Here is a 25,753-nt window from a genome sequence, read left to right on the forward strand (position 1 = left end):
CAACGTTGCCCGTCGCCGGCAGCGGATGCGTACTTTACGGATTATCCCGGACCCACGCAAGCCCTGCGGGGAAAAAGTTTCAGGGGCGTGTCGCGGCCATGACGCCACGATGACACTCACCCCGCCCGCCAGACTATCCACAACCCGTTTCGCCAGGCACCCGCTGTGGATATGTGGTCGCTGCCGCCACAGACACGAACGCCCGCACGGGGCGGGCGTCGCGGATCTCGGCGAAGCGTCTGCTCAGGGTGTCTTGCGCAACTTGCGCAACGCCGCCAGCACCGGCCCGGAGGCCACGTAGGTACCGAACAACAACAGCAGCATGACCGAGGGCTCGATGGAGATGACCACGAAGCCGAGCACGATGGCCAGCAGCATGACGAAGGGGACCGGCCCCTTGAGGTCGACGTCCTTGAAGCTGTAGTAGCGGATGTTGCTGACCATCAGGATGCCCGCGGCCCCCACCACGAACAGCATCAGCAACTTGAAGCCGAAGGCCTCGGCATCGAAGCTGTGGAAGGTCCAGACGCTGGCGGCCACCACCGCCGCCGCCGAGGGGCTGGGCAGGCCGATGAACCACTTCTTGTCGACGCTGCCCAGCTGGACGTTGAAGCGGGCCAGGCGCAGGGCGGCACAGGCCACGTACAGGAAGGCCACCACCCAGCCGGTCTTGCCGACATCCTGGAGGATCCAGGTGAAGGCCACGAGCCCCGGCGCCACGCCGAAGGACAACATGTCGGAGAGGCTGTCGTACTCGGCGCCGAAGGCACTCTGGGTGTTGGTCAGGCGGGCCACGCGACCGTCCAGGCCATCGAGCACCATGGCGATGAAGATGGCGATCGAGGCGGCGGTGAAGTCGCCGTTGATGGCGGCAACCACGGCGAAGAACCCGGAGAACAGCGCCGAGGTCGTGAACAGGTTGGGCAACAGGTAGATGCCCTTGCGACGCACCTTCTTGCCGTCCTCCAGGGCCTCCTCGACCACCTCCGATTCGCGGACGAACGTCGCGGCCAGGTCGTCGTCACTTGCCTTGGGCGTCTCGTGCTCGCTATTGCGGGGGTCCTGGCTCATCGGTCACATCCGTTGCGGCTTGGGGGTCTCCCCATTCTACACACTCGGGCGGCGATGGCTCATCGGCCATCGCGCTGGCCGAACGCAACGAGGGCGCGGATTGCCGCGCCCTCGTCGGTGCTACCTGTCAGTCGATCAGTTCTTGGACTTGTCGACCAGCTGGTTGGCGGCGATCCACGGCATCATGCCGCGGAGCTTCTCGCCGACCTGCTCGATGGGATGCTCGGCATTGAGGCGGCGACGCGCGGTCATCGACGGGTAATTGCTGTTGCCCTCGTTGATGAACATCTTGGCGTATTCGCCGGTCTGGATGCGCTTGAGCGCGTTGCGCATGGCCTCGCGGGACTGGTCGTTGATGACCTCGCCACCGGTCACGTACTCGCCATACTCCGCGTTGTTGGAGATGGAGTAGTTCATGTTGGCGATGCCGCCCTCGTACATCAGGTCGACGATCAGCTTGAGCTCGTGCAGGCACTCGAAGTAGGCCATCTCCGGCTCATAGCCGGCCTCGGTCAGGGTCTCGAAGCCGGCCTTGACCAGCTCGACCGCACCACCGCACAGCACCGCCTGCTCGCCGAACAGGTCGGTCTCGGTCTCGTCCTTGAAGGTGGTCTCGATGATGCCGCTGCGACCACCGCCGATGGCGGCCGCGTAGGACAGGGCCAGCTCCTTGGCACCGCCGGAAGCGTCCTGGTGGATGGCGATCAGGTCCGGGATGCCGCCGCCACGCACGAACTCGGAGCGCACGGTGTGGCCCGGCGCCTTGGGGGCGATCATGATCACGTCCAGGTCGGCACGCGGCTCGACCTGGTTGTAGTGGATGTTGAAGCCGTGGGCGAAGGCCAGGGTGGCACCCTGCTTCAGGTTCGGCGCGATCTGCTGCTCGTAGATGGCCTTCTGATTCTCGTCCGGCGCCAGCAGCATCAGCACGTCGGCCGCCTTGGCGGCGTCTTCCACGGAGGCGACCTTGAGGCCGGCGGCCTCGGCCTTGGCCGCGGAGGAGGAGCCCGGGCGCAGCGCGACGGTGACGTCGACGCCGGATTCCTTCAGGTTGTTGGCATGGGCGTGGCCCTGGGAGCCATAGCCCACGATGGCCACCTGCTTGCCCTGGATGAGGGAGAGATCGCAGTCCTTATCATAGTAAACGCGCATGAGGGGTGCTCCTGTAGAGAAAAGGGAAGATCGGTGTCAGCGTCGATGGCCACCCGCGCCGTCTGTCGCGGCGCTGGGCGTCTGCCTCGGGTGTGTCTCACCCGGCGATGACTCGACTCTACGCCAGGCCCCGCATTGCGTAAAACGCTATATTTGCAACACCACATCCCGACATGTGAAATAATCCCGCCATGGACATGCGCCCCCTCAAGCACTTCCTGACCCTGGCCGACACCCTGCACTTCGGCCGTGCCAGCGAGGCCTGCCACGTCAGCCCCTCGACCCTCTCCCGCTCGATCCGCCAGTTGGAAGAGAGCCTCGGCGTGCGGCTCTTCGAGCGCGACAACCGGCATGTGCTGCTGACCCGCCAGGGGCAGAGCTTTCACGCCTATGCCCGGGACGCCCTGGAGCAGTGGGAGCAGATGCGCCAGTCGTTGATGAGCGAGGCGCTGACCCTCACCGGCGAGATCAGCATCTACTGCTCGGTCACCGCCAGCTACAGCTTCCTCTATGACCTGCTCAGCGAGTTCCGCACCCGCTACCCCGGCATCGAGCTCAAGCTGCACACCGGCGACCCGGCCCAGTCGATGCCCCGGGTACTGGGCGGCGAGGAGGACATGGCGATCACCTCCCGCCCCCGCCAGCTGCCCGAGGCCCTGGCCTTCAAGTCGCTGACCCGCTCGCCGCTGGTGTTCATCGCCCCGCGGGACGGCGCCCCCTGGGTGCCGCCCGACCCGCGGAGTCCCAGCGCCGACCAGTGGCGGGACGTGCCCATGGTGCTCTCCGAGGCGGGGCTCTCCCGGGAGGTCAGCGACACCTGGTTCAAGGCCCTCGGGGTGACGCCACGGATCTATGCCCAGGTCGCCGGGCACGAGGCCATCGTCAGCATGGTGGGCCTGGGGTTCGGGGTCGGCGTGGTGCCGCGCCTCGTGCTGGAAGCGAGCCCGCTCGTGGAGCGCGTGCGCATCCTGCCGGTCAAGCCCGAGCTGCCCCACTACGACGTGGGCCTGTGCGTGCTCAACCGTCGCCTGAAGAGCCCGCTGATCAGCGCGCTGTGGGACGAGGTCGAGGAGCGCGGCTGAGCGGCCACGAAAAAGCCGCCCCGTAGGGCGGCTTGGGCATCAACGAACCAGGTATCGGCTCAGAGGGACAACACCTTGTCCCCCCGGGCGATCCCCGACACCCCGGTCCGCGCCACTTCCAGGATGCCCACCGGCGCCATGGCCTGGAGGAAGGCATCGAGCTTCTCGGCATCGCCGGTGATCTGCACCGTGTAGAGGCTCGGCGTCACGTCGACGACCTGCGCGCGGAAGATGTCCACCGTGCGCTTGACCTCGTCGCGGGCCGCGCCCAGGGCCTTGACCTTCACCAGCATCAGTTCGCGCTCGATGTGGCTGCCCTCGGTGAGGTCCACCAGCTTGACCACGTCGATCAGCTTGTTGAGGTGCTTGGTGATCTGCTCGATCACCCGGTCGTCGCCCACGGTGGTCACGGTCAGCCGCGACAGCGTCTCGTCCTCGGTGGGCGCCACGTTGAGGGTTTCGATATTGAAGTTGCGCTGGGAAAACAGCCCCACCACGCGTGACAGAGCGCCCGGTTCGTTTTCCATCAGAATCGAGATGATATGGCGCATCAGGTCCGCTCCGTCTTGGAAAGCAGCATGTCACGCATGGAGCCCAGGGGCACCTGCATCGGATAGACGTGCTCGTGCGGGTCCACGGCGACGTCGAGGAACACCAGCTCGTCCTTGTCGGCAAAGGTGCGTTCCAGTGCCGGCTCGAGCTCCTCCATCGTCTGCACCCTCAGCGCGGTGAAGCCATACGACTCGATGAGTTTCTGGAAGTCGGGCAGCGACTCCATGTAGGAATGCGCATGCCGCGACTTGTAGTTGAGGTCCTGCCACTGGCGCACCATGCCCAGCGAGGCGTTGTTCAGGTTGACGATCTTCACACCGCCGCCGAACTGCTTACAGGTCGACAGCTCCTGCATCATCATCTGGAAGCTGCCCTCGCCGGTCACGCAGACCACCTGCTCGTCCGGGAAGTTCTGCTTGATGCCCATGGCCGCCGGGAAGCCGAAGCCCATGGTGCCGAGGCCGCCGGAGGTGATGAAGCGGTTGGGCTTGTCGAACTTGTAGTACTGGGCCGCGAACATCTGGTGCTGACCCACGTCGGTGGTCACGTAGGCCTCGCCGCGGGTCTGGCGGCAGATCGCCTCGATGACTTCCTGGGGCTTGATCGTCTCGCCGGACTTCGATGGTTCGTAGAGCTTGCCGCGGCGCTCCTCGCGCCAGCCCTCGATGGTCTGCCACCACTCCTCGAGCGCGTCGGGATTGGCGATCTCCTTGCCCTGCAGCAGGCTGATCATCTCGTTGATCACGCTCTGGGCGGGACCGACGATGGGCACGTCGGCGCGCACGGTCTTGGAGACCGAGCTGGGATCGATGTCGACGTGGATGATCTTGGCCGTGGGGCAGAACTTGGAGGTGTTGTTGGTCACCCGGTCGTCGAAGCGCGCGCCGATGGCGATGATCAGGTCGGCATGGTGCATCGCCATGTTCGACTCGTAGGAGCCGTGCATGCCGAGCCAGCCGAGGCACTGCCGGTCGCTCTGCGGATAGGCGCCGATGCCCATCAGGGTGGTGGTGATCGGGTAGCCCAGGCGCTTGACCATATCGGTCAGCCCCTCGCAGGCCCGCCCGGTCACCACGCCACCGCCGGTATAGAACACCGGACGCCGAGCCTTGAGCATCAGCTCCACGGCCTTCTTGATCTGACCGGTATGGCCGCGGGCAACCGGGTTGTAGGAGCGCAGCCTGACCTTCTTCGGATAGACGTACTCGTAGCGCTCGGTGGGCGCGGTCATGTCCTTGGGAATGTCCACCACCACCGGGCCCGGACGCCCGGTCGAGGCCAGGTAGTAGGCCTTCTTGAGGACTTCCGGAATCTCGGTCGGGTGCCGGATCGAGAAGCTGTGCTTCACGATGGGGCGGGTCACGCCGATGATGTCGGTTTCCTGGAAGGCATCGTCGCCGATCAGGTGGCTCATCACCTGGCCACACAGCACCACCATGGGAATCGAGTCCATGTAGGCGGTGGCGATACCGGTGACGGCATTGGTGGCCCCGGGACCGGAGGTCACCAGCACCGTGCCGGGCTTGCCGGAGGCCCGGGCGTAGCCGTCGGCCGCGTGGGTGGCCGCCTGTTCGTGGCGCACCAGGATGTGCTTGACCTTGTCCTGACGGAACAGGGCGTCATAGATGTGCAGCGCCGCCCCGCCTGGATAGCCATAGATGTATTCGACGCCCTCATCCTGAAGGAAGCGGGCGATCATGTCCGCGCCAGAAAGCAATTCCACAGATGTTTCTCCCCTGGAGGTCTCGAGTGCGATCCGCATCCCCTCTCGGGACACGGGGTCGAGTGCGGCGGTATGCCGCTGCCGGTCTCGCCGGCACCTGATGCCAAACCCTGGCGTTTTGAGGCCCGGTTAGGGCCAGCACTCTCGTCGGGAACGCCGATTCACTGCTGCGCTCGATAGCGTGACCGCCGGCGGTACACGCAGCCTCGTTCACGGACTCGTAAACTCCGGCTGCTGCGTTCCGGCGACGCTCAATCCCTCGTCACTCGCGACATGAACCCGCGGTTCCCTCTCACGGCGGATCACCGCGTCGGGGCGTTGGCCAGGCCGGGCGGTTGGCCCGGACCCGGAAGTCCTACGGCGGGTAGAGGCTCACGGCCTACCCTTCGCGCGGTATTGGGGGATCGCCCGCTTGCGTCCGCGCCCGTCAGTCAGGAAACGTCAAGATTCCAATAGCCCCCGAAGAGTGTCAACCACCCCCCACCTCGAGACGCCGATTTGCCGGGGGGCATGGCCGTCCCGCCCCGCTGACCACGACCAAAGTCTACCATCCTCGGCTCGCGGCCTGGACGCGATGCTGCTTTAATGTCGCCAGGTGACACGATTCAGCCTGCTGGTGATATCCCTTGTGGGGCCGAACTCGCCGATCAGGCCCAAGCGGCGATCTCTTTCGACCACAGGGTGAATCGATTCACTTCCAATAACCAGACAACGCCTCACCGGAGGAGACGCACCATGTCACGCATCGTGCAATGGTCCATCACCGTGGCCCTGGCCGGCTTCCTGTTCGGCTTCGATACCGCGGTCATCTCGGGCGCCGACAAGCCCATCCAGACGCTGTGGGGACTGAGCGATCTGCAGCATGGCCTGCTGATCATGTCCATGGCCCTGTGGGGCACCGTGATCGGCGCGATCTTCGGCAACTGGCCGACAGACCGACTCGGCCGGCGCGCCACCCTGCTGATGATCGGCGTGCTCTACCTGGTCTCCGCCGTCGGCTCGGCGCTGGTCACCGACCCCACGCTGTTCGCCCTCTTCCGCCTGATCGGCGGCATCGGCGTGGGCATCTCCTCGGTCGCCGCCCCCACCTACATCTCCGAGATCGCCCCGCCCCGCTATCGCGGCCTGCTGGTCGCCATGTACCAGTTCAACATCGTCTTCGGCATCCTGATGGCGTTCGTATCGAACTACCTCATCGACAGCCTCATCCTCGACGAGACCGCCTGGCGCTGGATGCTCGGCATCGAGGCCGTGCCGGCGTTGCTCTACACCCTGATGATCACCCGGGTGCCCCGCAGCCCGCGCTGGCTGATCCTCAAGCGCAATGACATCGCGGAGGCCAGCCGGGTGCTGCGACTGATCAAGCCCGACGCCGACATCGACGCCGAAATCGCCACCATCCGCGCCGCCGAGGACGAGGAGCGCAATGCCCACGCGCCCTTCTTCTCGCGCCGCTACCGCCTGCCGATCCTGCTGGCCTTCCTGATCGCCTTCTTCAACCAGCTCTCCGGCATCAACTTCATCATCTACTACGCGCCACGCGTGCTCGAGGCCGCCGAGCTCGGCAGCCAGGTGGCGCTGCTCTCCACCGCCGGCATCGGGGTGGTCAACCTGATATTCACCATGCTCGGCATGGCGCTGATCGATCGTCTGGGCCGCCGCACCCTGCTGTACATCGGCTCGGCCGGCTACCTGGTGTCGCTGGTGCTGATCTCGCGGGCCTTCTTCCATGGCGAGCTCGGTGGGCTCGAGGTGCCGCTGCTGCTGGGGCTGTTCATCGCCGCCCACGCGATCAGCCAGGGCGCGGTGATCTGGGTGTTCATCGCCGAGGTGTTCCCCAACCACGTGCGCGCCCGCGGCCAGTCCTTCGGCAGCTCGATCCACTGGATCTGCGCCGCGCTGATCACCCTGGTGATGCCCTGGGTGCTGGGGACCTTCAGCGGCGGCCCGGTGTTCGCCTTCTTCGCGGTGATGATGCTGCTGCAGCTGGTCTTCGTGATGTTCCTGATGCCCGAGACCAAGGGCGTCTCCCTCGAGGACCTGCAGCACCATCTGGTCGGGGACAAGGTCAGCCTGCGTCGGGTCCACCTGTCGCGGGTTCGCGCCCGGGGCTGACCGGCCGACACGAAAAGGCCCGCCGGGAGGCTCCCGGCGGGCCAGGGCCATCACCGGCCCGGTTCACCTCGCCCGCGCCGCGCTCCTGCCGGCGCGGGCGAGTGGTTTCAGCTGCGGAAGATCAGGTGGTCCTCCTCGACCTCGACGCGGATGACGTCGCCGGGCGAGAAGCGGCCGGCCAGCAGGTCCTGGGCCAGCGGGTTCTCGAGGCGGCTCTGGATCGCCCGCTTGAGCGGCCGGGCGCCGAACACCGGATCGAAGCCCACCACCGCCAGCTGGGCCATGGCCTCGCTGGAGACCTCGAGGCCCAGGTCGTGCTCGGCCAGGCGACCGCGCAGGCGATCGAGCTGGATATCGGCGATGGCCTGGATCTGCTCCTGTCCCAGGGCGTGGAACACCACCACCTCGTCGATGCGGTTGATCAGCTCGGGGCGGAAGTGGCTGCCCACCACCTCCATCACCATGTCCTTCATCTGCTGATAGTCGCTGTCGTCGCCGCCCATGCGCTGGATGATGTCCGAGCCCATGTTGGAGGTCATCACGATGACGGTGTTGCGGAAGTCGACCGTGCGTCCCTGGCCGTCGGTGAGGCGACCGTCCTCGAGCACCTGCAGCAGGATGTTGAAGACATCGTGGTGAGCCTTCTCCACCTCGTCGAGCAGCAGCACCGAGTAGGGCTTGCGGCGCACGGCCTCGGTCAGGTAGCCGCCCTCCTCGTAGCCGACATAGCCGGGGGGCGCCCCGATCAACCGGGCCACCGAGTGCTTCTCCATGAACTCGGACATGTCGATGCGCACCATGGCCTCTTCGGTGTCGAACAGGAAGTTGGCCAGCGACTTGCAGAGCTCGGTCTTGCCCACCCCGGTCGGGCCGAGGAACAGGAAGGAGCCGTTGGGCCGGTGGGGGTCGGCGAGCCCGGCCCGGGAGCGGCGCACGGCGTTCGACACGGCGGTGACCGCCTCGTCCTGGCCGATCACCCGCTCGTGCAGGGCCTCCTCCATGCGCAGCAGCTTGTCGCGCTCGCCCTCGAGCATCTTGGAGACCGGGATGCCGGTCCAGCGCGACACCACCTCGGCGATCTCCTCCTCGGTGACGTTGGAACGCAGCAGCTTGTGGCTGGCGGTATCGGCCTCGGCCTCGCTCGACTCGGCGATCTTCTTCTCCAGCGCCGGGATCACCCCGTACTGCAGCTCGGACATGCGTCCCAGGTCGCCCTGCCGGCGCGCCTGCTCGAGGTCGATCCGCGCCTTGTCGAGTTCGTCCTTGAACTGGGCCGCCCCCTGGATGCTGGCCTTCTCGGCCTTCCAGATCTCGTCGAGGTCGGCGTACTCCCGCTCGAGCTCGCCGATCTGTTCCTCGAGGCTCTCCAGGCGCTTGCGGGAGGCCTCGTCGGTCTCCTTCTTGAGGTGCTCACGCTCCATCTTCAGCTGGATCAGCCGGCGGTCGAGGCGATCCATCTCCTCCGGCTTGGAGTCCAGCTCCATGCGGATCCGCGAGCAGGCCTCGTCGATCAGGTCGATGGCCTTGTCGGGCAGCTGGCGGTCGGTGATGTAGCGGGTCGACAGCTTGGCGGCGGCGATGATCGCCCCGTCGGTGATATCGACGCCGTGGTGCACCTCGTAGCGCTCCTTGAGGCCGCGCAGGATGGCCACGGTGTCCTCCTCGCTCGGCTCGTCGACCAGCACTTTCTGGAAGCGGCGCTCGAGGGCCGCGTCCTTCTCGATGTACTTGCGGTATTCGTCCAGGGTGGTGGCGCCCACGCAGTGCAACTCGCCGCGGGCCAGGGCCGGCTTGAGCATGTTGCCGGCGTCCATGGCGCCCTCGGCCTTGCCAGCGCCGACCATGGTGTGCAGCTCGTCGATGAACAGGATGACCCGCCCCTCTTCCTGAGACAGCTCCTTGAGCACCGCCTTGAGGCGCTCCTCGAACTCGCCGCGGAACTTGGCCCCGGCCAGCAGCGCGCCCATGTCGAGCGACAGCACGCGCTTGTCCTTCAGCCCCTCCGGCACCTCGCCGTCGACGATGCGCTGGGCCAGGCCCTCGACGATGGCGGTCTTGCCCACGCCGGGCTCGCCGATCAGCACCGGGTTGTTCTTGGTGCGCCGCTGCAGCACCTGGATGGTGCGGCGGATCTCGTCGTCGCGGCCGATCACCGGGTCGAGCTTGCCGCTGGTGGCCCGCTCGGTGAGGTCCAGAGTGTACTTGTCCAGCGCCTCGCGCTGCTCCTCGGCGTTAGGGTCATCGACCTTCTCGCCGCCACGCACGCTGTCGATGGTGGTCTCCAGGGCCTGGCGCGTCAGTCCGGCCTGGCCGAGCAGCTTGCTCACCGCATGGCGCATCTCCTGCGCGGCCAGCAGTACCAGTTCGCTGGCGATGAACTGGTCGCCGCGCTTCTGGGCCTCGCGGTCGGTGAGGTTGAACAGCATCACGAGGTCGCGGGAGGGCTGCACCTCGCCGTCGAAGTCGGCCACCCTGGGCAGCTCGTCCAGGTGGCCCACCAGGGCATCACGCAGCCTGGCCGCGTCACCGCCCGCCTTCTGCACCAGCGCCTTGACGCCGGTATCGGTGGCATCCAGCAACGCCAGCAGCAGGTGGCCGGGCTCGAGCTGGTTGTGTCCGTGCCCCACCGCCAGGGACTGGGCATCGGCCACGGCGTTCTGCAGCTTGGCGGTGAACTTGTCGAATCGCATGCGCTTTCCTCCGTCGGGGTAGCGGCGCGTTCGGACGCACCGCCTGGCCCGGTGTCATGGGTCTTGACATCTTAGGTGGCGTCAGGATGGCCGGCTTTCAAGTCATGGGCCATCGGAAAGCGAAGGGGATTGATGTGGGTCAAGCGACAGCGGAAAGCTGGAAGCTGGAAGCTGGAAGCTGGAAGCTGGAAGCTGGAAGCTGGAAGCTGGAAGCTGGAAGCTGGAAGCTGGAAGCTGGAAGCTGGAAGCTGGAAGCTGGAAGCTGGAAGCTGGAAGCTGGAAGGCAGCCTGTTGCCTCCAAAATCCGGGGCAAGGGTTTTTCTTCAAGCTTCTTAGGCGCGAAGCGCCGCTCTTCCCTCTTCAAGCGGCCCCGCCGCGTCTTATCTGAGCCAGATCATGCTGGCCATGCGGCCGGTCACGCCATCGTCGCGGCGGTGCGAGTAGAAGCGCGGCTCGCAGGCGGTGCAGAAGTGGCCGCCGCTGATATGCGCCAGGCCGAGTCGCTCGAGACGCAGGCGCGCCAGCTTGTAGAGGTCGGCCATGTAGTGACCGAGCCGGTAGGGACTGGGGTCGAAGGCCTCCAGGGCCTCGGGGTGCACGGCCACGAAGGCCTGGCGCACCTCCGGGCCCACCTCGAACTGGGCATTGGAGATGGCCGGTCCGAGCCAGGCCATCTGGGCCTCGGCCGGGACGCCCATGGCCGCCACCGTGGCCTCGAGCACCCCGCCGGCGAGGCCGCGCCAGCCGGCATGGGCCAGCCCGACGCGCTGGCCGGCCCGGTCGCAGAAGAACACCGGCAGGCAGTCGGCGGTCAGCACCACGCAGGCGTGGCCGCGGTCCAGGGCCACCGAGGCATCGGCCTCGGGCAGCTCCCCCGAATAGACCTGCTGGACCCGGGCGCCATGCACCTGGTCGAGCCACACCAGCGGGCGGTCGTCGCCGACCTCCTTGTGCAGCTGGCGCCGACACAGCGCCACATGGGCCGGGTTGTCCCCCACGTGCAGGGCCGGATTGAAGGCGGCGAAGTCGCCCTGGCTGGGGCCGGTCTCCCGCGTGGTGACGAAGGCCGCCACCGAGGGCGGCGCCGGCCAGTCGGGGCGGATCAGTGTCGGGCGCAGGTCGAGGGCATCGCTCATCGCATCGTCTCGCAGTCGTCGCGCAGGAAATCCAGCAGCATCAGCAGGTCATCGGGCAGGGGCGCGCGGAAGGTCAGGGTCTCGCCACTGCCGGGGTGCACGAAGGCCAGCTTGCGGGCGTGCAGCGCCTGGCGGGGAAACTCGCGCAGCACCTCCTTGAGGGTCTCCCCCGCCCCGGCGGGCAGCTTCAGGCGACCACCGTAGACCGGGTCGCCGATCAGCGGATAGCGCAGGTGTGCCAGGTGCACGCGGATCTGGTGGGTGCGACCGGTCTCCAGGCGGCAACGCACATGGCTATGGGCGCGGAAACGCTCGACCACCCGGTAGTGGGTCACCGCCGGCTTGCCGGAGGCGTTCACCGCCTGGCGCTTGCGGTCCCGGGGGTGGCGGCCGATGGGCGCATCCACGGTGCCGCCGGCGGTCATCACCCCGACCACCACGGCGTCGTACTCCCGGGACACGGTGCGCGCCTGCAGCTGCTCCACCAGCGCGGTCTGGGCGGGCAGCGTCTTGGCCACCACCATCAGGCCGCTGGTGTCCTTGTCCAGGCGGTGGACAATGCCGGCCCGGGGGATGGCCGCCAGCTCGGGACAGTGGTGCAGCAAGCCGTTGAGCAGCGTGCCGTCGGGGTTGCCAGCGGCCGGATGCACCACCAGGCCGGGCGGCTTGTTGACCACCAGCACCTGGTCGTCCTCGAAGACCACCTCCAGGGGGATCTCCTCGGGCTCGAAGCGGGCGTCGTCCTCGATCTCGGCGGCGAGCGCCAGAGCCTCGCCCCCGTAGACCTTGTCCTTGGGCTTGGCGGGATTGCCGTCGACGGTCAAGGCACCGTCCTTGATCCATCCCTTGAGACGTTCCCGGGAGAAGTCGGCGAAGAGTTCGGCGGCGGCCTGGTCGAGGCGCAGGCCTGCCATGCGCTCGGGAACGCGGTGCTGGGCTTCGAGGGTCTGGGACATGGGCTCGTCGATGGGTCCGTCTGGAGGGTGGCGACGCCCCTGAGCGCTCTGTCATCACGGCCGGCGCGATGACTGCGTTTTACCGCAAGGTGCTTTATAGTGGGCGATTCCTGGCCGATTCTAGCACGGCCGCCCAGGGTTGTTTGACACGAGGATCACGATGCGCGTTATCACGACCGGGACTCGCCTGGCCGCCATGCTGCTGGCGACCACCCTGCTGGCCGGCTGTGCCAGCACCGGTGACGAGGAGGCCCCCGACCTGCAGGAGCGACAGCTCTACGAGGAAGGCCGCGCCGCGCTGGAAAGCGGCCGCTATACCACTGCCATCAACCGGCTCGAGGCCATCGACACCCGCTTCCCCTTCGGCGACACCGCGGAGCAGGCCCAGCTGGAACTGATCTACGCCTACTACGAGACCGATGACTGGGAGAGCGCGCGGGCCGCGGCCAGCCGCTTCATTCGCCTGCATCCGGACCACCCCCAGGTCGACTATGCCTACTACATGCGTGGCCTGGCGGCCTGGCAGGCCGGTCGCTTCAGTCTCGAGGCCCTGCGCCTGATCGATATCTCCAAGCGCGACCTGGGCGCGAGCCGCGACGCCTATTCCGACTTCCGCGAGCTGGTCCAGCGCTTCCCCGACAGCCAGTATGCCGCGGATGCCCGCCAGCGCATCGTCTACCTGCGCAACCTGCTGGCCCGCCACGAGCTGCAGGTCGCCGACTTCTACCTGCGCAAGGGCGCCTACCTGGCCGCCGTCGAGCGCGGCCGCTGGGTCATCGAGAACTACCCGCAGGCCGACAGCACCCGGGACGCCCTGGCGGTGATGGTCGAGGGCTACCTGGGCCTGAAGATGACCGACCGCGCCCGGGAGACCCTGAAGGTTCTGATCGAGAACGCACCGGACCACGAGCGGCTGAACGGCCGCAGCTTCGATCCCCGCTACGTGGACGCACCGGCCCTCTCGGCCTGACCCGCGCCAAGCGCCAGGTCTCCGGAAAAGCGGGGCAATCACCAACACCGAACACCCCATCAGCGTCGCTGATGGGGTGTGTTCTTATGGCTTGCGGCGTGCTATTCCCCCGGCTGCCAGCCATTGACGATGGGATAGCGGCGGTCGCGGCCGAAGCCGCGCCGGGTGACCCGCACGCCCACCGGGGCCTGGCGGCGCTTGTACTCGCAGCGATCGACCAGCCGTACCACCTTGTAGACGTCGTCGCGGTCGAAGCCCGCGGCGATGATCGCCTCGGCGCTCATGTCGCCCTCGATGTAGCGCACCAGGATGGCATCCAGGGTGTCATAGTCGGGCAGCGAGTCGCTGTCCTGCTGGTCCGGGGCCAGCTCGGCGGAGGGCGGCCGCTCGATCACCCGCTCGGGGATCGCCGGCGACTGGGTGTTGCGCCACCGGGCCAGGCGATAGACCCAGGTCTTGTAGACGTCCTTGATGGCGTTGTAGCCGCCCACCATGTCGCCATAGAGCGTGGCGTAGCCGACCGCCATCTCGCTCTTGTTGCCGGTGGTCAGCACCATCAGGCCCTTCTTGTTGGAGATCGCCATCAGCAGCACCCCGCGACAGCGCGACTGCAGGTTCTCCTCGGTGGTATCGCGCTCGGTGCCGGCGAAGCTGTCGGCCAGGGTCTCCATGAAGGCCTCGACCATCGTCTCGATGGGCATCACCTCGTAGCCGACGCCCAGCAGCCTGGCCTGTTCGGCGGCATCCTGCCGGGAGATGTCGGCGGTGTAGTGATAGGGCATCATCACCGCATGGACGCGCTGCGGACCCAGGGCGTCCACGGCGATGGCCAGCGACAGGGCCGAATCGATGCCCCCGGACAGCCCCAGCACCACACCCTCGAAGCCGCTCTTGTTGACGTAGTCGCGAAGCCCGGTCACCAGCGCGCAATAGAGGTTCTCCTCCGGCGCCACCTCGGGGTCGGTCTCCCCGGCCTGGGGAATCCAGAGGCCCTGCTCGCGGACGAACTGCACCGGCATCAGGCCCACTGCCCAGTGAGGCGCCTGCACCCGCAGTTCGCCCCGGGCGTCGACACAGGCCGAGCCGCCGTCGAACACCAGTTCGTCCTGACCCCCGATCTGGTTGACGTAGACGATCGGCCGCGCCACCTCGGAGGCCCGCTGCTTGAGCAGCGCCAGGCGCTCGGCCGGCTTGTCCTGGTGAAAGGGTGAGGCATTGAGGGTGACGAGGATCTCGGCACCGGCCTCCCGGGCCTGACGCACCGGGGCCTCGGCCCAGATGTCCTCGCAGATCAGGACGCCCAGCCTGGCCCCCTTGTGCTCGACCACCAGCGGCTCGCTGCCGACGGCGAAGTAGCGCTGCTCGTCGAAGACCTCATAGTTGGGCAAGGCCTGCTTGGCGTACTCGTCGAGCCACTCGCCATTGTAGAGCACCCCGGCGAGGTTCCAGTTGCGTCCCTCGCGACGCCCCGGGTAGCCGACGATCACCATGACGTCGCGCACCATCTTCTCGGCCATGCGGGCACGAGCTTGGCGCAGGCGGGTCTCCATGGAGGGACGCAGCAGCAGGTCCTCCGGCGGGTAGCCGGTGAGGAAGAGCTCCGGCAGCACCACGATGTCGGCACCATGCTCGATGCGCGCCTCGCGTACCGTCTCGATGGCTCGGTCGGTGTTGCCGGGAATATCCCCGACCAGCGGGTCCAGCTGAGCCATCACCAGCGTCAGGTCTTGCATGGGCGTAGAAATCTCTCGAGAATCCGTTGATACGTGCATTGTCCCGCAAGGGCGGTCGAGTGGCAAAGGCGGCCGGCCCCACCCAGGGAGTCACCGAAGGATGAACCTGTTGCTGATCCGCCTGATCATCTTCGCCGTGCTGTTCTTCGCCGGCCTCAAGCTGTATCGCATGTATCGCGAGTGGAAGCTCGACCGCGAGGAGGCCGCGCAAGGCAGCCTCCAGGGGAACCAGATGGTGCGCTGCGCCTGGTGCCAGGTGCACCTCCCGGAGGACGAGGCCCTGCGCGAGAAGGGCGAGTGGTTCTGCTCTCCCGACCACCGCAACAAGTACCTCGAAGAGCAGCATCACGGGGATTGAGCCCCACCTTCCCCCGCCGGAGTGTCAGGCTGCGAGTCGCCCCGCCAGCCGGTAGGGCGCCGGATCGACGATCGGCTCGCGTCCCAGCAGCTCGTCGACCAGCAGATGCGTCGAGGCCGGTGCCAGCACCAGGCCGTTACGATAGTGGCCGGCATTGACGTAGAGCCCCTCCACGCCGGGCACCGCGCCGATGAACGGCACGCCATCCGGCGAGCCCGGACGCAGTCCCGCCCAGTGGTGCTCCACCTCGCAGTCGGCCAGCGCCGGGACGATCCGCGTCGCCGAGTGCCAGAGGGACTCTCGGGCCTCAGCGGAAACGGACGTGTCGAACCCCGCCTCCTCCAGGGTCGAGCCGGCCAGCACCCGGCCGTCGGCCCGGGGTATCACGTAGCGCCCGTCCATCAGCACCACCCGGCTGACCAGCCCCGGCGGCGCCTTGAAGAGGATCATCTGCCCCTTCACCGGCCGCACCGGCAGCGACACGCCCAGCGGCGCCAGCAGGCCGGCCGCCCAGGCACCGCCGCAGACGATGACCTGCTCCCCGCCGACGGTCCCCTCCGTGGTCGCCACCCCCGAGACGCGTCCCGCCGCGAGGCGCAGCCCCGTGACTTCACGGCCTTCCCGCAGCGACACGCGGTCCATCTCGACCAGGCGGCGGCGCAGCGCCCGGGTCAGCCGTGGATTGCGGATGCTGCCCAGGGTCGGCATCCACAGCGCCTCGCGGCAGCCGGGCGCCGCCTCGGGCTCCTTGGCATAGAGGAAGTCGGCGGAGACCCGCTCCAGGGGCTTGCCGACCTCGCGGGCCCAGTGCATGGCCCGCGCCTCGTCGTCGACCCTCAGGTAGAGCAAGCCCTTCTGGCGATATTCGGGGTCGATGCCGGTTTCCTCCAGCAGCCGCAGGGCCAGCTCCGGATAGAAGCCCTCCGACCAGGTGGAGAGGCGCGAGATGGGCGCGCTGTGGCGCCAGGGATAGAGCGGCGAGACGATGCCGCCGCCGGCCCAGGAGGCCTCGCGGCCGCACTGGCCGCGCTCGAGAAGGGTCACCGAATGGCCGGCATCGGCCAGTTGCAGCGTCGTCATCATGCCGATGACGCCACCGCCCACAACGAGAAAATCACTCACGAGGCGTGTCCGCTATCGCTTACGGAGAGGGCGCGGCACCTGTCTAGCTTGAAGGAACACCCACGACAAGGGGCACTCCAGGGAGACTCGGCATGGGACAGGACACCGCCGAAGGCCATCAGCTTACCGGCAGGCCACCGGGCCTGGCAAAGCCAGCCCAGCGGGGCCTGACCCTGATCGAGTTGCTGGTGGCGCTGGCCGTGATGATCCTCATGGCCACCTGGGGCGTCCCCAGCTTCCAGCAGTTCGCCGCCCGCAACGAGGTGACGACGGATGTCCAGCGAGTCGTGAGAGCCCTATCCTTGGCGAGGAATACAGCCATCATGACGCGGAACACCATCTCGGTGTGTTCGAGTCAAGGGCCCATCTATACCAATTGTAATTTCAATGACTGGTCGCTAGATTGGGTCATTATTGAGGGAGAAGCGGCGGGCGGCAGCTTGACTGGACACCCCATCCTCAAGGTGCTTGAGCCTTTAAATGGTGTCTCTGTCACATTCAATCGAGATGACCGGCCGATTCGCTTTTCGGCGATCGGCTGGTCTCAAGGATATAACGGCACTTTCGTTCTCTGTGGGCGCAATGGCGAAAGCGCAACGGCCATTCTGGGAAACAACGGGCGTGTGCGCACGGAGTCCTCATCCAACGATGACTGCTGAACTGCAGGCTCATGGTTTATTAGACAGCTGACCGGGCTCAAAGAATTTCTTGCCAACTTGTGACTTCAGTTTCCGCATAGGTGCTTACGTTAGTGGACATCCACTCCTGCTGTAGCGACTCTGGCAAGAGATTGAAGGCCGCCGTCAAAGCATCTGCGTCATAGGAGTAGGTGGCGTTGCCGCCACCATTGGTCACGACATCGGTATACGAGTACTCTGCCTGTGTATTACCGTCCGCATCCGTAGTCGTAACAAGCGGCATCGGGGCCATAACCAAGGCTCCATTCATGCCGCCATGCCCCCCCCCGGATATGCCAAAGGTTCCACCTTGAATGATAATCAAGCCATCAAACTGTGGGGTCCCCGAGGTACCATAGTCACCCTCAACGATCAGGATTCCCGAGCCACTGGCGCTACCACTAAGGACCAGATCCCCCTCCACGACTGTAATCTTATTATCAAGGTCTGTCTTGTCGTTTCCGTTAGTATCAATCTCGGAGATTACCTGGCCATGTTGGCTGGATTGAGCGTAAGCCTTAATGTCGGCCACGAACTGAGCGAACGCGGCAGGATTGGTCAGCAGGCTCTCACTGACTTCAGTGGAGATCCCGCCCTCATAGTTATCCTCTCGACCCACCCCATTGATTGCATTCACGATAGTATCATAATCGGAATCAGTGGAGTTACTGGGATCATCATCAGGAGAGTGGGTAGAGATCGCGGGGCGCTGGCCGCCACTGACACTTTCATCAACAGCTCCCTCGACGATGAAAGAACCAGAGTTCGGGGCATCGAAGGAATTAATGTGACCTGGAAAAGTTATAGCGGAAAGCCCAAGGAAGGTGGAGTCCGCTTGAGTGTAACCCACCTGTATGGTGCGACTCATCTGTCCAGCCTCACCCTGGACTGTGATCCGAATGGCATCCACCCCGGAGCGACAGGTCTCCACTTTATAGCCAGCTGAGGTATCCTGGCTATTTGATACTGTCTGCAGGCTACCAAAAGATGGTGTCCCGACACAGTCTGAAAAGTCTGAGGGCCCCTGCCCCGTACTTTTCAGAGTATCCAGTTGCTCAGAAGCCCCATACTCCGCAGCCATCAAGGCACTGGCACTGGCTCGACTATTTCCGGTCGAGACCTCTCCAAGCTGAGCGGTCTGCATGCCTCCAACCGCCACCACCAGGGCACCCACAAGAAGGACTAAGCTGACCGTCAAGGCAATTCCCTGTTGTTTATCTCTCATGAGACCTCCCATGAACCCAGGCAATTAGTCAAAAATAGAGACTGAATGACTCACCAGCCGCAACTTTAATGTATTTTTTGCCTCCGTCGCACTCGAGAAGGTGTTGTCAGAATTGGAAAGCGTCAAGGAGACATCGACAAAGCGATCATTTGCACTACGTTCAAACACCAACCCATTGACTCCAGACAAAACTCGTTGAGCACCTATATTCCCACTCACAGAGCAGAATGGCACAACGACCAGGAAGCTTTCCCCGAGCCCTGCATCGGTCTCAGTATAATACTCCAACGCTTCGAGAGCTTCCGTCCCCGGGCAATACAGGTCACTGAAAGGCGGATCTGCAGCATCACCCGTAAAGTTAATCTGCAGATTACCTGCGCTATCCGTCGCGCCCCCGCCACTGACCGGGTAAGCAGTTAAAGAGGCTCTTACCTCGTTACCCACCACATGGCTGAAATAACTGACCACCTCCTGCCTAGCCGCTACATCGGTAATCGCACGGGAAGACTGCAGTGTCGACAAATAAATCTGTGACACACCCAGAACGACCAGGAGGCCGAGGACCAAGGCGACCATAAGTTCCACCAAGGTGAAGCCCCGCTGCGACTTCGGACGATCAGATTTCATGGAGCCACCCCTCCTGGCAGCTTCGCCCGGTAGACGAGTCTCGCTGTGTCCGTCTCATCAGAGAACCGCCCCTCGCTCCACTGCACGATAACCTGATAAAGACACGGATTAGAGGCGGCATCAGGCTGCTCAATTACAGAACCACTATCTTCCATGTCTTCAAGGATGTCGTTCCAGGCGGCGTACCAGTCACCAGTAACATCGGATGGAGCAGGGCAAATTGTGTTATCGCTCCAGAGTTCAGCCCACAGTCGTTCCACACCATCCTGAGCGGCGGCCGTCGCCAAGGTGCGCTGGTAAGCTACACCTGAGGATTGCAATCCCTTCAGTTCCATGGCAGCCAAGCCCAGCACTCCCACGGCCACTACCAATACGGCGATCAACACCTCGATGAGGGTGAACCCAAGCTGCGGTAGCTTGCAGAAAGATTTACGCACAACTACGCCCCACTACGTTTCCCGAGATTTCGACACAGACTTGCTGTGTATCGCTATCATGGGTGATATCCATCTGGATGCTTGCCCCGGCCGTCAGCCTTCCCAGAGCATTGTATGTCACGCTCGAGTTGGTGATGGACAAGGCCGGCAAGGAGTCGTCATGATCACGAACCATTAGGCAATTTGCATCTGCAGTACTGGTACAGTCGATAGCTCCCAGATTTGTTCCATCATCCAGCTTGACTTCGAGCCTCCATCCTGCACCATCATCATCAGGGGTAATGATGGCCGTCACTGGCTCTCTTCGTTTCAAGGCCTCAGTACGAGCATAGCGTAAGCCCCCCAGAACCTGGTAATAGTCTGCCTCTAGCCGATTTTGTGCGATCAGGCTTTGAAAGTTTGGCACAGCAACAGTAGCCAGCACTACCACAACAGCGATAGCTACCAGCAACTCGATTAATGTGAACCCTCGGCTTATTTTATTCCCAGCATTCATCAGGCTCTCTTTCACCCAAGTTATTTAGTGTCATACTATTACAGCCAGTATCGGAAGCTTGAGACTTCCCACTCTGAGGTGTCGCGGTCAAGGTATAGCTTGCTGTGGAGGCTGAAATATTAATAGAATAATACGCCTCTTCAGAATCAACACTCGTTCCACTTGGACAATTTGCCGCTTGATAGTCACTACTCACTGTGTAACATCTCTCGAGCTGACTAGCGATATCGGTTAGTGATGACATTGCATCAACTCTTCTAGCCTTCTGGACATACTGCGTATAGCTGGGATAGGCGATGGCGGCGAGGATCCCGATCACCGCCACCACGATCATCAGCTCGATCAGCGTGAAGCCGGCCTGGCGCCGGGCATGGTCTTCAGGGCCCTTGGGACGGGGTCGTGTGCGGGTCATGGTCACGCGGCGCATCTCCCCTGCTTACGTCACGGTTTGTTTCAGTATGTATCAGCATCGTCGTTTGCGACAGCCAATGGTCACAAAAAAACCGGGCGTCTGCCCGGTTTTTTCGCTCCTACGAAAGGCTGAGGTGCCCGCTGAGCGCCACGGCCGCAGTAGCACAGGGCTAGTCGCTGGCGATCACCCGCTCGCGGAGTTCGCGCGGCATGGAGAAGGTGATGGTTTCCTCGCGGCCGGCGAGCTCCTCCGGCGCACTGGCGCCGAGCGCCTGCAGCCGCTCGATCACCCCCTTGACCAGCACCTCGGGGGCGCTGGCGCCGGCGGTGACCCCCACCGCGTTCACGCCCTCCAGCCAGGTCGGATCGACCTGCTCGGCACTGTCGATCAGGTGGGCCGGCGTGCCGACGCGCTCGGAGAGCTCGCGCAGGCGGTTGGAGTTGGAGCTGTTGGGGCTGCCCACCACCAGCACCAGGTCACAGTCGGCCGCGAGTTCGCGCACGGCGTCCTGGCGGTTCTGGGTCGCGTAGCAGATGTCGTCCTTGCGCGGCCCCGCGATCTCGGGGAAGCGCTCGCGCAGGGCATCGATCACCCTGGCGGTATCATCCATGGAGAGCGTGGTCTGGGTCACGAAGGCCAGGCGGCTCGGATCCTTGACCTTGAGGCGCGCCACGTCGTCCTCGTCCTCGACCAGGTAGATCTGGCCCCCATGGGAGGTGTCGTAGCGTCCCATGGTGCCTTCCACCTCCGGGTGGCCCTCGTGGCCGATGAGGATGCATTCCTGGCCACGCCGCGCATAGCGCAGCACCTCCATATGGACCTTGGTGACCAGCGGGCAGGTGGCGTCGAAGACCTTCAGGCCACGCCGCTCGGCCTCTTCCTGAACGGCCCGGGAGACGCCATGGGCCGAGAAGATGACGATGACGTCATCCGGCACCTCGTGCAGCTCCTCGACGAACACCGCGCCACGCTCGCGCAGGCTGTCGACCACGAAGCGGTTGTGCACCACCTCGTGGCGCACGTAGATGGGCGGGTCGAAGACGTCCAGCGCGCTGTTGACGATATCGATGGCGCGATCGACGCCGGCGCAGAAGCCACGGGGATTGGCCAGCTTGATTTGCATGATTGCCTTGCCTTGATGCTCGAGCATCTGCCTGTGAAAAGCTGGAAAGCGCTGAGTTCCGTCGCGAGCGAAGATAGGCTGGCCGCCGCCGGAACGGAGAATCCGGAGTTTACACGGCAGTAAATGAGGATTTCGAGTACCGCCGGCGGCCAGGATATCGAGCGCAGCAGGAAGTCGGTGTTTTCCTAGTGGGTCGTGGCGGGCTTCACGTCGATCACCTCGACCTCGAAGGTCAGGGTACGCCCGGCCAGGGGATGATTGAAGTCCACCTCGACCTGCTCGTCGTCGACGCTCTTGATCACCCCGGGCAGCTCGCCGCCGGCGGCATCGGCGAAGGACATCACCATGCCCACCTCGGGAGTGTCGCTGTCGAACTCCTCACGCTTGAGCATCTGGATGTTCTGGGGGTTGTGCTGGCCGAAGCCATGCTCGGGGGTGATCTCGAAGCTGCCGGACTCGCCGGCGCCCATGCCCTTGAGCGGCTGCTCGAAGCCCGGCGGCAGGTTGCCGTCGCCGAGCTGGAAGGTGGCCGGCGCCTTGTCGCGGGTGGAGTCCACCTCGGTGCCATCCTCCAGCCTGAGGGTGAAGTGCAGGGTGACTTCCATGCCCTCGTCGATGCGATGGCCTTGCGCGTGTTGGTCGCTCATGTGCTCTCTCGAAGCTGTGGTGAAGGTCGCGTGGGGCTGGTGGCTTGGATGACGCGGTGCGCCTCGGGTTCCTCAGTGGCCGCGCCGGGCCCGGCGACGCTCGCCGAACACCGACTCCCAGATCAGCCCGATGGCGCCCAGGGTGATGCCGATGTCCGCCACGTTGAAGGCCGGGTAGTACCAGCCGGCGACATGAAAGGACAGGAAGTCCACCACATAGCCGTGCACCAGCCGGTCGTAGAGGTTGCCCAGGGCACCGCCGATGATCAGCGCCAGGGCGCCGCCGAGGAGCTTCTCGTCGGCCCTCAGGCGGCGCATCCACACCGTCAGCCCCACGCTGGCCCCCACCGCGATTGCGGCGAAGAACCAGCGCTGCCAGCCGGGGTGGTCGGCCAGGAAGCTGAAGGCCGCGCCGGTGTTGTGCAGCAGGGTCAGGTTGAAGAATGGCAGCACCACCACCGGCTGGGCGTAGGCCAGCAGGCTCGAGGCCAGGGCCTTGGTGCCCAGGTCCAGGGCCACCACGGCCACGGCGAGCCACAGCCAGCGCAGCGGCTTGTGCATGGGCGCCGCCTTGGCGGCGCCCTTCGGGGTCTGCGACATGCTGCCTACCTCACGCATAGTGACGGCTCTCGCCGGGGCCGTCCGGCAGGTTGCTCACGCAACGGCCACACAGGTCGTCATGGCCGGCATGGCGGCCCACGTCCTCGCGGTGGTGCCAGCAGCGCTCGCACTTCGCGTGGGCGCTGGCCGCCACGGCGACCCTCAGGCCCTCGAGCTCGGTCGCCTCGGCGTCTCCGCCCTCGGCCAGCGGCGCCAGGTGGACCTCGCTGGTCAGCATCACGAAGCGCAGCTCGTCGCCGAGCTTGGCCAGCGTCGCCTGCAGGGCCTCGTCGACGTAGAGGGTCACCTCGGCGGCCAGGCTGCCCTTGATGATCTTGGCATTGCGGGCATCTTCCAGGCACTTGTTGACGGCCTGCTTGACCTCCAGCACCTGCTCCCAGAAGTCGCGGCCCAGGTCGGCGTCCGCGGCCAGGGTGCCGAGCCCCGCGTAGTACTCCTCGAGCAGCACGCTGTCGCCGCGGCGGCCGGGGATATGCTCGAAGATCTCCTCGGCGGTGAAGGAGAGGATCGGCGCCACCCAGCGCACCAGGGCCTGGATGACGTGATAGAGCGCGGTCTGGGCGCTGCGCCGGGCCACGGAATCGGCCTGGGTGGTGTACTGGCGATCCTTGATGACGTCCAGGTAGAAGCCGCCGAGCTCCCGGGCACAGAAGCCGTGCACCTGCTGGTAGACGTCGAGGAAGCGGTACTCCGCATAGGCCGTCTCGATGCGCGCCTGCAGCTGGGCGGCCCGGTCGACCACCCACTGGTCCAGGGCCAGCAGGTCGTCGAAGGCCAGGCCGTCACGCGCCGGGTCAAAGCCGTTGAGGTTGGCCAGCAGGAACCGCGAGGTATTGCGGATCCGCCGGTAGACGTCGGCGGTGCGCTTGAGGATCTCGTCGGAGACCGCCATCTCGCCGCCGTAGTCGGTGGAGGCCACCCACAGGCGCAGGATGTCGGCGCCAAGCTTGTCCATGACCTCCTGGGGCGCCACCACGTTGCCCATGGATTTGGACATCTTGCGGCCGTGGGCGTCCACGGTGAAGCCGTGGGTCAGCAGGCCGCGGTACGGGGGATGCCCGTCCATGGCGCTGCCGGTGAGCAGCGAGGAGTGGAACCAGCCGCGGTGCTGGTCGGAGCCCTCCAGATAGAGGTCCGCCCGTGGGCCCTGCTCATGGCCATGGGGATGCGAGCCGCGCAGCACGTGGCGATGGGTGGTGCCGGAGTCGAACCAGACGTCCAGGGTATCGGTGACCTTGTCGTAGTCGGCGGCCTCCTCGCCCAGCAGCTCGGCGGGGTCGAGGCGGAACCAGGCGTCGATGCCCTCGCGATCGACGCGGCTTGCGACCTCTTCCATCAGCGCCACGGTGCGCGGGTGCAGCTCGCCGGTGGCCTTGTGCAGGAAGAAGGGGATCGGCACGCCCCAGTTGCGCTGGCGGGAGATGCACCAGTCGGGGCGGTTGGCGATCATCGCGTGCAGCCGCGCCTTGCCCCAGGCCGGGGTGAAGGTGGTGGCCTCGATGCCATCGAGGGCCTTGTCGCGCAGCGTCCGGCCGTCACTGCCGGCCAGGTCCATGCCCACGAACCACTGGGCGGTGGCCCGGTAGATCACCGGTGTCTTGTGCCGCCAGCAGTGCATGTAGCTGTGGGTGATGGTCTTGTGGGCCATCAGGGCGCCGACCTCGTCGAGCTTGGCGACGATCTGCAGGTTGGCCTTCCAGATCAGCTGGCCGCCGAAGAACGGCAGGTCGTCCACGTAGACGCCGTCGCCCTTGACCACGCTGATGAAGTCGCTGAACTCCACGCCGTAACGACGGCAGGACTCGAAGTCGTCCACGCCATGCACCGGGGCCGAGTGGACGATACCGGTGCTGCCCTCGTCGACCGCGACATAGTCGGCCAGGTAGATCGGCGCGCGACGCTCGTAGAAGGGGTGATCGAACGCGATCAGCTCCAGGCGCTGGCCGGTGGCGGTGGCGATGATCTCGCCTTCCAGGTTGAAGCGCGCGAGGCACGACTCGACCAGCTCCTCGGCCAGCAGCAGCAGGCGCTCGCCGGTATCCACCAGGGCATAGGTGAACTCGGGATGGACGTTGAGCGCCTGGTTGGCCGGGATGGTCCAGGGGGTGGTGGTCCAGATGACCACGGCGGCGGGCTTGGCCAGCGCCTCGAGGCCGAAGGCGGCGGCCAGCTTGTCGCTCTCGGCACAGCAGAAGGCCACGTCGATGGCGTCGGACTGCTTGTCGGCATACTCCACTTCGGCCTCGGCCAGGGCCGAGCCGCAGTCGAAGCACCAGTTCACCGGCTTGAGCCCCTTGAAGACGTAGCCCCCCTCGACCATCTCCGCCAGGGCGCGGATCTCGCCGGCCTCGTTGGCGTAGTCCATGGAGCGATAGGGGTTGTCCCAGTCGCCGATCACCCCCAGGCGCACGAAATCGGACAGCTGCCCCTGGATCTGCTCGGCGGCGTACTCGCGGCACAGTTCGCGCGCCTTCGCCGGCTCCAGATGCTTGCCGTGGGTGATCTCCACCTTGTGCTCGATGGGCAGCCCGTGGCAGTCCCAGCCCGGCACATAGGGCGCGTCGAAGCCCGCCAGGTTCTTCGACTTGACGATGATGTCCTTGAGGATCTTGTTGACGGCGTGACCGATGTGAATGCTGCCGTTGGCGTAGGGAGGGCCATCGTGGAGCACGAACAGCTCGCGGCCTCGACGCGTTTCGCGCAGGCGATGGTAGAGGTCCATCTGCTGCCACTGCGCCACCCGGGCGGGCTCACGCTTGGGCAGCATGCCGCGCATCGGGAACTCGGTTTCTGGCAGATTCAGAGTGTGCTTGTAGTCGCTCATATCC

24 protein-coding genes are annotated in these 25,753 nt (G+C 65.4%); 6 read left to right on the forward strand and 18 right to left on the reverse strand.

The annotated features are described in order from the left end of the window. Positions 1–243: 243 nt before the first annotated feature. Both pssA and ilvC read right to left on the reverse strand, forming a co-directional pair. Positions 244–1,071 (reverse strand): CDP-diacylglycerol--serine O-phosphatidyltransferase, encoded by an 828-nt coding sequence (gene pssA / locus QWY76_RS14080; RefSeq protein ID WP_290311932.1) that lies wholly within the window; start codon positions 1,069–1,071, stop codon positions 244–246. Between the two features lie 135 nt (positions 1,072–1,206). Next, a complete protein-coding gene (ilvC, locus tag QWY76_RS14085) occupies positions 1,207–2,223 on the reverse strand; it encodes a ketol-acid reductoisomerase (protein WP_290311933.1) in 1,017 nt (338 codons plus the stop codon). 191 nt (positions 2,224–2,414) lie between these two features. Here ilvC and ilvY point away from each other — a divergent pair, with 191 nt between their 5' ends. After that, entirely contained in the window at positions 2,415–3,305 is an 891-nt protein-coding gene (ilvY, locus tag QWY76_RS14090) for an HTH-type transcriptional activator IlvY (protein ID WP_290311934.1), read from the forward strand. Between the two features lie 59 nt (positions 3,306–3,364). Here ilvY and ilvN read toward each other — a convergent pair whose 3' ends face one another. Continuing rightward, positions 3,365–3,856, reverse strand: coding sequence for an acetolactate synthase small subunit (ilvN, locus tag QWY76_RS14095; protein ID WP_126485044.1), 492 nt, complete (start codon positions 3,854–3,856; stop codon positions 3,365–3,367). Beyond that, on the reverse strand, positions 3,856–5,580 hold the full coding sequence (locus QWY76_RS14100) for an acetolactate synthase 3 large subunit (RefSeq protein ID WP_290311936.1): 1,725 nt from the start codon (positions 5,578–5,580) through the stop codon (positions 3,856–3,858). Before QWY76_RS14100 ends, ilvN begins: the two co-directional genes overlap by 1 nt. Before the next feature lie 585 nt (positions 5,581–6,165). On the opposite strand from QWY76_RS14100, the gene QWY76_RS14105 reads away from it, so the two are divergent. After that, positions 6,166–7,695: a sugar porter family MFS transporter gene (locus QWY76_RS14105; protein WP_290311937.1), complete on the forward strand. Its 1,530-nt coding sequence runs from the start codon at positions 6,166–6,168 to the stop codon at positions 7,693–7,695. A gap of 107 nt (positions 7,696–7,802) precedes the next feature. Here the strand turns inward: QWY76_RS14105 and clpB are convergent, their stop codons facing one another. Next, the gene (gene clpB / locus QWY76_RS14110; RefSeq protein WP_290311938.1) at positions 7,803–10,385 is read right to left on the reverse strand and encodes an ATP-dependent chaperone ClpB; all 2,583 of its coding nucleotides are present in this window, start codon (positions 10,383–10,385) and stop codon (positions 7,803–7,805) included. 132 nt (positions 10,386–10,517) lie between these two features. Between clpB and QWY76_RS14115 the strand changes: the two genes are divergently transcribed. After that, complete coding sequence (locus QWY76_RS14115; RefSeq protein WP_290311939.1) at positions 10,518–10,721, forward strand: hypothetical protein; 204 nt, start codon at positions 10,518–10,520, stop codon at positions 10,719–10,721. Between the two features lie 44 nt (positions 10,722–10,765). Here QWY76_RS14115 and pgeF read toward each other — a convergent pair whose 3' ends face one another. Beyond that, positions 10,766–11,521, reverse strand: coding sequence for a peptidoglycan editing factor PgeF (pgeF, locus tag QWY76_RS14120; RefSeq protein ID WP_290311941.1), 756 nt, complete (start codon positions 11,519–11,521; stop codon positions 10,766–10,768). Next, complete coding sequence (rluD, locus tag QWY76_RS14125) at positions 11,518–12,477, reverse strand: 23S rRNA pseudouridine(1911/1915/1917) synthase RluD (RefSeq protein WP_290311942.1); 960 nt, start codon at positions 12,475–12,477, stop codon at positions 11,518–11,520. The genes pgeF and rluD overlap by 4 nt, the downstream gene beginning before the upstream one ends. A 160-nt stretch (positions 12,478–12,637) precedes the next feature. On the opposite strand from rluD, the gene QWY76_RS14130 reads away from it, so the two are divergent. Next, positions 12,638–13,447 carry an outer membrane protein assembly factor BamD gene (locus tag QWY76_RS14130; RefSeq protein WP_290311943.1) on the forward strand — a complete coding sequence of 270 codons (810 nt, stop codon included), beginning with the start codon at positions 12,638–12,640 and terminating at the stop codon, positions 13,445–13,447. A 101-nt stretch (positions 13,448–13,548) separates the two neighbouring features. On the opposite strand, the gene QWY76_RS14135 is transcribed toward QWY76_RS14130, so the two are convergent. Then, on the reverse strand, positions 13,549–15,180 hold the full coding sequence (locus QWY76_RS14135; protein WP_290311944.1) for an NAD+ synthase: 1,632 nt from the start codon (positions 15,178–15,180) through the stop codon (positions 13,549–13,551). Positions 15,181–15,280: 100 nt separating this feature from the next. Here QWY76_RS14135 and QWY76_RS14140 point away from each other — a divergent pair, with 100 nt between their 5' ends. Further along, positions 15,281–15,538, forward strand: a complete 258-nt coding sequence (locus QWY76_RS14140) for a PP0621 family protein (protein ID WP_290311945.1) — start codon at positions 15,281–15,283, stop codon at positions 15,536–15,538. Positions 15,539–15,562: 24 nt separating this feature from the next. On the opposite strand, the gene thiO is transcribed toward QWY76_RS14140, so the two are convergent. After that, entirely contained in the window at positions 15,563–16,660 is a 1,098-nt protein-coding gene (gene thiO, locus QWY76_RS14145; RefSeq protein ID WP_290311946.1) for a glycine oxidase ThiO, read from the reverse strand. Positions 16,661–16,752: 92 nt separating this feature from the next. Between thiO and QWY76_RS14150 the strand changes: the two genes are divergently transcribed. After that, positions 16,753–17,319 (forward strand): GspH/FimT family pseudopilin, encoded by a 567-nt coding sequence (locus QWY76_RS14150; RefSeq protein WP_290311947.1) that lies wholly within the window; start codon positions 16,753–16,755, stop codon positions 17,317–17,319. 37 nt (positions 17,320–17,356) lie between these two features. Here QWY76_RS14150 and QWY76_RS14155 read toward each other — a convergent pair whose 3' ends face one another. The 9 genes from QWY76_RS14155 to ileS form a co-directional block, all read right to left on the reverse strand. Beyond that, on the reverse strand, positions 17,357–18,562 hold the full coding sequence (locus QWY76_RS14155; RefSeq protein ID WP_290311948.1) for a hypothetical protein: 1,206 nt from the start codon (positions 18,560–18,562) through the stop codon (positions 17,357–17,359). A 24-nt stretch (positions 18,563–18,586) separates the two neighbouring features. Next, positions 18,587–19,189 carry a prepilin-type N-terminal cleavage/methylation domain-containing protein gene (locus tag QWY76_RS14160; protein ID WP_290311949.1) on the reverse strand — a complete coding sequence of 201 codons (603 nt, stop codon included), beginning with the start codon at positions 19,187–19,189 and terminating at the stop codon, positions 18,587–18,589. Next, a complete protein-coding gene (pilV, locus tag QWY76_RS14165; RefSeq protein WP_290311950.1) occupies positions 19,186–19,626 on the reverse strand; it encodes a type IV pilus modification protein PilV in 441 nt (146 codons plus the stop codon). Before pilV ends, QWY76_RS14160 begins: the two co-directional genes overlap by 4 nt. Then, positions 19,619–20,122 carry a GspH/FimT family pseudopilin gene (locus QWY76_RS14170; RefSeq protein WP_290311951.1) on the reverse strand — a complete coding sequence of 168 codons (504 nt, stop codon included), beginning with the start codon at positions 20,120–20,122 and terminating at the stop codon, positions 19,619–19,621. Before QWY76_RS14170 ends, pilV begins: the two co-directional genes overlap by 8 nt. Continuing rightward, a complete protein-coding gene (locus QWY76_RS14175) occupies positions 20,106–20,534 on the reverse strand; it encodes a type IV pilin protein (protein WP_290312053.1) in 429 nt (142 codons plus the stop codon). Before QWY76_RS14175 ends, QWY76_RS14170 begins: the two co-directional genes overlap by 17 nt. Before the next feature lie 169 nt (positions 20,535–20,703). Next, positions 20,704–21,657 carry a 4-hydroxy-3-methylbut-2-enyl diphosphate reductase gene (ispH, locus tag QWY76_RS14180; protein WP_290311952.1) on the reverse strand — a complete coding sequence of 318 codons (954 nt, stop codon included), beginning with the start codon at positions 21,655–21,657 and terminating at the stop codon, positions 20,704–20,706. A gap of 185 nt (positions 21,658–21,842) precedes the next feature. Continuing rightward, positions 21,843–22,304 carry an FKBP-type peptidyl-prolyl cis-trans isomerase gene (fkpB, locus tag QWY76_RS14185; RefSeq protein ID WP_290311953.1) on the reverse strand — a complete coding sequence of 154 codons (462 nt, stop codon included), beginning with the start codon at positions 22,302–22,304 and terminating at the stop codon, positions 21,843–21,845. 72 nt (positions 22,305–22,376) lie between these two features. Continuing rightward, on the reverse strand, positions 22,377–22,904 hold the full coding sequence (gene lspA, locus QWY76_RS14190; protein WP_290311954.1) for a signal peptidase II: 528 nt from the start codon (positions 22,902–22,904) through the stop codon (positions 22,377–22,379). Positions 22,905–22,914: 10 nt separating this feature from the next. Then, the gene (ileS, locus tag QWY76_RS14195) at positions 22,915–25,749 is read right to left on the reverse strand and encodes an isoleucine--tRNA ligase (protein WP_290311955.1); all 2,835 of its coding nucleotides are present in this window, start codon (positions 25,747–25,749) and stop codon (positions 22,915–22,917) included. Positions 25,750–25,753 lie beyond the last annotated feature (4 nt).

The organism is Halomonas maura (assembly GCF_030409305.1).
Taxonomy (GTDB): domain Bacteria; phylum Pseudomonadota; class Gammaproteobacteria; order Pseudomonadales; family Halomonadaceae; genus Halomonas; species Halomonas maura.

Bases quoted from the DNA above. Each gene is read 5' to 3' on its own strand.
- rluD (WP_290311942.1), bottom strand. From the start codon at position 12,477: ATGTCCCAGACCCTCGAAGCCCAGCACCGCGTTCCCGAGCGCATGGCA.
- ilvN (WP_126485044.1), bottom strand. From the start codon at position 3,856: ATGCGCCATATCATCTCGATTCTGATGGAAAACGAACCGGGCGCTCTG.
- QWY76_RS14175 (WP_290312053.1), bottom strand. From the start codon at position 20,534: ATGACCCGCACACGACCCCGTCCCAAGGGCCCTGAAGACCATGCCCGG.
- QWY76_RS14130 (WP_290311943.1), top strand. From the start codon at position 12,638: ATGCGCGTTATCACGACCGGGACTCGCCTGGCCGCCATGCTGCTGGCG.
- ilvC (WP_290311933.1), bottom strand. From the start codon at position 2,223: ATGCGCGTTTACTATGATAAGGACTGCGATCTCTCCCTCATCCAGGGC.
- QWY76_RS14155 (WP_290311948.1), bottom strand. From the start codon at position 18,562: ATGAGAGATAAACAACAGGGAATTGCCTTGACGGTCAGCTTAGTCCTT.
- ispH (WP_290311952.1), bottom strand. From the start codon at position 21,657: ATGCAAATCAAGCTGGCCAATCCCCGTGGCTTCTGCGCCGGCGTCGAT.
- clpB (WP_290311938.1), bottom strand. From the start codon at position 10,385: ATGCGATTCGACAAGTTCACCGCCAAGCTGCAGAACGCCGTGGCCGAT.
- QWY76_RS14105 (WP_290311937.1), top strand. From the start codon at position 6,166: ATGTCGCCAGGTGACACGATTCAGCCTGCTGGTGATATCCCTTGTGGG.
- pgeF (WP_290311941.1), bottom strand. From the start codon at position 11,521: ATGAGCGATGCCCTCGACCTGCGCCCGACACTGATCCGCCCCGACTGG.
- QWY76_RS14160 (WP_290311949.1), bottom strand. From the start codon at position 19,189: ATGAAATCTGATCGTCCGAAGTCGCAGCGGGGCTTCACCTTGGTGGAA.
- pssA (WP_290311932.1), bottom strand. From the start codon at position 1,071: ATGAGCCAGGACCCCCGCAATAGCGAGCACGAGACGCCCAAGGCAAGT.
- lspA (WP_290311954.1), bottom strand. From the start codon at position 22,904: ATGTCGCAGACCCCGAAGGGCGCCGCCAAGGCGGCGCCCATGCACAAG.
- QWY76_RS14115 (WP_290311939.1), top strand. From the start codon at position 10,518: ATGTGGGTCAAGCGACAGCGGAAAGCTGGAAGCTGGAAGCTGGAAGCT.
- QWY76_RS14170 (WP_290311951.1), bottom strand. From the start codon at position 20,122: ATGAATGCTGGGAATAAAATAAGCCGAGGGTTCACATTAATCGAGTTG.
- fkpB (WP_290311953.1), bottom strand. From the start codon at position 22,304: ATGAGCGACCAACACGCGCAAGGCCATCGCATCGACGAGGGCATGGAA.
- ilvY (WP_290311934.1), top strand. From the start codon at position 2,415: ATGGACATGCGCCCCCTCAAGCACTTCCTGACCCTGGCCGACACCCTG.
- QWY76_RS14150 (WP_290311947.1), top strand. From the start codon at position 16,753: ATGGGACAGGACACCGCCGAAGGCCATCAGCTTACCGGCAGGCCACCG.
- QWY76_RS14140 (WP_290311945.1), top strand. From the start codon at position 15,281: ATGAACCTGTTGCTGATCCGCCTGATCATCTTCGCCGTGCTGTTCTTC.
- QWY76_RS14135 (WP_290311944.1), bottom strand. From the start codon at position 15,180: ATGCAAGACCTGACGCTGGTGATGGCTCAGCTGGACCCGCTGGTCGGG.
- ileS (WP_290311955.1), bottom strand. From the start codon at position 25,749: ATGAGCGACTACAAGCACACTCTGAATCTGCCAGAAACCGAGTTCCCG.